Source organism: Microbacterium sp. Leaf351 (assembly GCF_001423825.1).
GTDB classification, from domain to species: domain Bacteria; phylum Actinomycetota; class Actinomycetes; order Actinomycetales; family Microbacteriaceae; genus Microbacterium; species Microbacterium ginsengisoli.
This window is the reverse complement of record NZ_LMPK01000035.1, coordinates 6,214-10,606: the sequence shown is the minus strand read 5'-3', so window position 1 is coordinate 10,606 and position 4,393 is coordinate 6,214. Positions and strand designations below refer to the sequence as shown.

Annotated in this window: 2 protein-coding genes and 1 pseudogene; 1 reads left to right on the top strand and 2 read right to left on the bottom strand. The window is 71.0% G+C overall.

Features of this window, described 5'->3' with window-relative positions; translation table 11 throughout:
• Together ASG00_RS14570 and ASG00_RS18195 are read right to left on the bottom strand one after the other, a co-directional pair.
• A pseudogene (locus tag ASG00_RS14570) lies at window positions 1-2,681 on the bottom strand (S8 family serine peptidase); the annotation flags it as partial.
• A gap of 1 nt (window position 2,682) precedes the next feature.
• Window positions 2,683-3,511: protease inhibitor I9 family protein (locus ASG00_RS18195; protein ID WP_235559509.1), on the bottom strand; the 829-nt coding region annotated here is incomplete at its 3' end.
• Window positions 3,512-3,663: 152 nt separating this feature from the next.
• On the opposite strand from ASG00_RS18195, the gene ASG00_RS11125 reads away from it, so the two are divergent.
• On the top strand, window positions 3,664-4,212 hold the full coding sequence (locus ASG00_RS11125) for an ECF transporter S component (protein WP_045247532.1): 549 nt from the start codon (window positions 3,664-3,666) through the stop codon (window positions 4,210-4,212).
• Window positions 4,213-4,393: the final 181 nt, after the last annotated feature.

Sequence of the window (4,393 nt, the reverse complement as noted above, 5' to 3'; positions counted from 1 at the left end):
CCGCACTGCCGCCGTATTGGGCGACGATCAAGTGCACACCGCGGGACTGCTTCGGCAGGGTGATCGACGCCTTCCCGTCGGCGAGGTCGGCCGTGTACTTCCGGCCGTCGACCCACACCGTGACGGCGCCGGTCGCCGCGGGACCGTGGGACGGCTTCACCGCGAGGTTCACCACGAAGGTGGTCGACGTGCGCCCGAGGTACGGGTTCACGGTGACGCTCAGCGACGAGGACGCCTTCACGACGACGCCGGCGCTGTCCGCCGTGCCGGCGTTGGGCGAGGAGGCGGCAGTCGCGGTCACCCTGACCGACAGCGTCGTGCCCGCGTCGGCCTTGGTGACCTTGTACGTCGTGCCGGTCGCGCCGTCGATCGGTGAGCCGTCGCGCAGCCACTGATAGGCGAGCGTCACGTCCGCGGGATTCCAGGTGCCGCCCGTCGCGGTGAGAGTGCTGCCCACCTTCGGCGTGCCCGTGACGGTCGGCGGGGCGGTGGCGACCGGAGCGGCCGCACCGCTGTCGACCGTGAGCACCGTCGTCGCCGCCGAATCGCCGTAGCGCACGATCCCGAAGTAGCGGGTGGACGCGTCGAGCCCCGACCAGCTGAGCGTGTAGGTCGCGGGCTGCCCGCTCGTCGTCGGCAGCGGGTCCGGCGAGGCGGTCAGCGAGCCGACACCCGCGCCGTCGCCGACGACCGCAGCCGTCGCATCCCACGTGAACGGCGACGTGAAGGCATAGCGGTTGACCTGCACAAGGTAGGTGCCCGCCGTCGGCGCGATGAGCGCGACGGACTCGTCGGCCGACGACGTCGCCGATGACCAGTTCTCGTAGTAGCGCCAGTCGGTCGGCGACACCACCCGGTAGACCGTCAGGTCGAGGTCGGACCCGGTGTCATCCGAGGAGTCGACGTCGAACCGGGCATACGTCGACCCCTGCGGGACATCCACCACCATGTAGGCGTTGTACTGGCCGTCCTCCTCCGAGAAGGTGTCCTGGTCACCGGAGTGACCGGGCACGGCGGCCAGGTCGGGGTCGGTCAGCAGAGTCGCCGGGGCGAGGCCGGAGACGGCGAGGTCGAGGTCGCCGGTCACCGCCGGGGTCACCGTCACGTCGGCGGTGCCCGAGATTCCTGTGCCGGACACCGATGCCGGGGCATCGACCGAGACCGGGTACACCGCGATCGGCGAGCGGGCGGCGTGCGTGCCGCCCGTCCACCTCAGGAACCCGTGGGTCCACTTCTCGACGGGGGCGTCCGTGCGGGTCACCGTGATCTTCACGTCGGCCTTCTCGCCCGACTTCAGGCTCACCGTCGACGGCGCGACCGTGACGTCGAAGCCAGGGAGGTCGACGTTCGCGGTGAACGTGGCGTCCTCGGTGGCCGTGATCGTGCGGGTCACCGTCTGCGAGCCGGCCAGCGAGCCGATCCCGATGGAGGCGAGGTTGAGGTCGCTCGCGTCGATGGGCGAGACGCCGAAGTCGTGCAGCCCGAGGCCCTGCAGGTAGGCCGCCCAGTCCGCCGGTCCGTTCAGGTACAGCAGGCTCGGCGAGAAGTACGCGGTCGGGTCGACGTGACCGGCGCCCTGCGTGAACGGATCGGTGACCGCGGCGCCCGCGGCATCCTTCGTGTCGTAGGCCGTCGTCATCATGGCCGATTTGATCTCGGCGGGCGTCGCGTTCGGTCGCTCACCGAGGTAGAGCGCCGCGAGCCCCGCGATGTGGGGCGCCGCCATCGACGTGCCCGACAGGATGCCGAACGTCGGGTCGGCGCCCGGCGCGTTGTTCGTGGCCGCGAGGATCGCGACGCCGGGCGCCGAGATGTCGGGCTTGATGACGTCGCTGCCGTCGGCGAGCATCGGGCCGCGGCTCGAGAATCCGGCCACCTGCGGGGTGGGTGTCTCGACGCCGGTCACGTTCTCGCCGATCAGGGTCGCCGTCGCGTCCGCCGTGCCGCGCACGTAGTCGAGCAGAGCCGTGCGATCGGTGTCGGGGAGGTGCACGGTCGGCACGCTGTGGAAGTCGTTGTCGAGCGAGCCCGGCGTGACGTTCACGAGGATCATACCGATGCCGCCGGCCTCCTTGACCGCCTGCGACTTCTCGACGCGGGCGTTCGAACCGCGGTCGCAGACGACGATCTTGCCGGCGACCTTCGCCGGGTCGAGCGAGCCGAGGTAGCACAGCGGCGCGTCGGCGTTGCCGGCGAGCGCGACGTCGCCGGAGTAGACGACGGGGCCGGTGACCCGCTCCCCGAACGGAACGCTCACCGAGGCGCCGGCCTTCTGGAACCCGTTCGGCAGTTCGACGGTGCCCTCCCAGGTCGGGATGGTCGAGGCGGCGACGGTCGTGTACCAGGGCGACGCGTGGTCGGCGGTCGAGGCATCCGGTCCCGAGTTGCCGGCGCTGACAGAGACGAACACGCCCGCGGCGGCCGCGTTGTAGAACGAGATGTCGTCGGGCTGCAGCACGGATGTCGCCGACCCGCCGCCGATCGAGTAGTTGATGACGTCGACGCCGTCGGCCGTCGCCTGATCGATCGCGCCGAGCAGGTCGCTCAGGGCGCAGATGTCGTCGGTCGTGACGAGCGGATCGGGGCCGTCGTAGCAGGCCTTGTAGGCGGCGACCTTGGCGGCCGGGGCGACACCCGAGATCGCGCCGAAGGCGACGCCCTCCACGGTCGCGTCGACCCCGNAGTCGTAGGCGAACGAGAACCCGGTGGCGGCGGCGCCCTCGCTGAAGTACTGCGCGCCGACGAGCTTGGTCGAGTACTGCTCGGCACTCCAGGCGTCCTTGCCGGCTCCCGGCTTGTCGACGACCGTGCTGCGGAACTCTCCGCCGTCGGACTTCTTGTAGACCACCTGCGTGACGGCGGCGCCGTCGGCGTCGGTGCCGGCGGCGAGGTAGGGCTGCGTGTCGCTCGGGGTCGTCGACAGCGGGTCGCCCGCGAACGACGGGTTCTCGGGCGAGATGCCGGTGTCGACGACGCCGACGACGATGCCCGCGCCGGCCTTGTCGATGCCGCCGACGCCCTCCCACACTCCGCCCGCGCCCTCGAGACCGAGGAACTGGGTCGACGGGACGGCATCGGGATGCCGCACTTCGTCGGCGTAGACGCCGAGCACCCCCTTCGTGCCCTTGAGCTTCGACGCCTGCGCGCCGCTGAGGTTCGCGCTGAAGCCGTTGAGGGTGATCTGGTAGGTCGTGTCGGGTGTCACTCCGGCGCTGGAGGCGACATCCTTCTGCCGGTTCTGGAGGAACCTCGAGTACTGCTTCGCCTGCGGTGAGGCCGCGTCGAGCCGTTCGCCCTCCTTCGCCTTGGTGGGGGCGAGGCCGGGCTCGCCCCCTTCGTAGGTGGCGACGGGCTTCTCGTCGAGCAGCACGATGTAGCGGCCGTCGGGCAGATCGAGAGGGGTGGGCGCGGCGGGGCCGGGCTCGGCTGCGGTGCTCGCCGCGGCCGAGCCGCTGACGATCAGTGCGGCCAGGGTGACGGCCGCCGCAGCTTTCAGGCGGAGGTGTGCCATGTACTGCGCTCCATTCGTGGGGGGATGTCGGAACACGTGCCACGGCCCGGAGGCCGCGTGGGCCCGAAGGTACCTCACAGCGAATTCTCAACGAACACATATCCACGGTTCATGAGAGAACTCTCACGAGAACGCGTCGCTACGCTGAGCACGTGGCCGCCCGACCATCCGCCCTCTCCACCCGTGTCCTGCTGATCTGCGCCGCGATCGGCGTCGCCACCGGGCTCCTCGGGGGCATCGCCGGATGGATCACCCCGATCGTCATCGCGACCGCACCGATGCTCTACGGCCTGGTGCTCGGCGTGCACGTGCTGCCCGGCATCATCGCGCAGGAGGTCGTGCGGCTGCCCTGGGTGGCGCTGCTCGCGCACGTGCTCGCGGCGCTCGTCGCCAGCGCCACCAGCCCGCAGTGGGCGGGTCGCTACATCGGCACCGCCCTGCTCATCGGCGGCATCCAGGAGGGCGTCGCCGCCCTCACCCGGTACCGGTCGTGGGCTCCATGGCGCTTCTTCGTGTCCGCGGTCATCGTCGGTGCGATCATCGCCGTCGTCGTCGCGCTCATCGTCGACCTCGGGAGCTTCGCGCCGTGGGTTCAGGCGGCGTACCTCACGATCAGCGTGCTCGGCCCCGTCGCGTGGACGGCCGTCGGTCTCGCCGTCGGCGCCCGGCTGCGCAGCGCGGGAGTCGCCGCCCGTCGCTGACAGGATCCTCCCGCGGACAGCCGGGTAGGTTAGGTGATGCTCACTTCCGTCGGTCGAGGTCTCGTGTCCCCTGCTCCCGTCATCCACGCGAACGGCGTCGCCGTGCGCCACATCGACGCCGACACGCCGGTGCCCGCGGGCGCGAGCTTGAGCGTTCACCCTGGCGAGGTGGTGCTGCTGC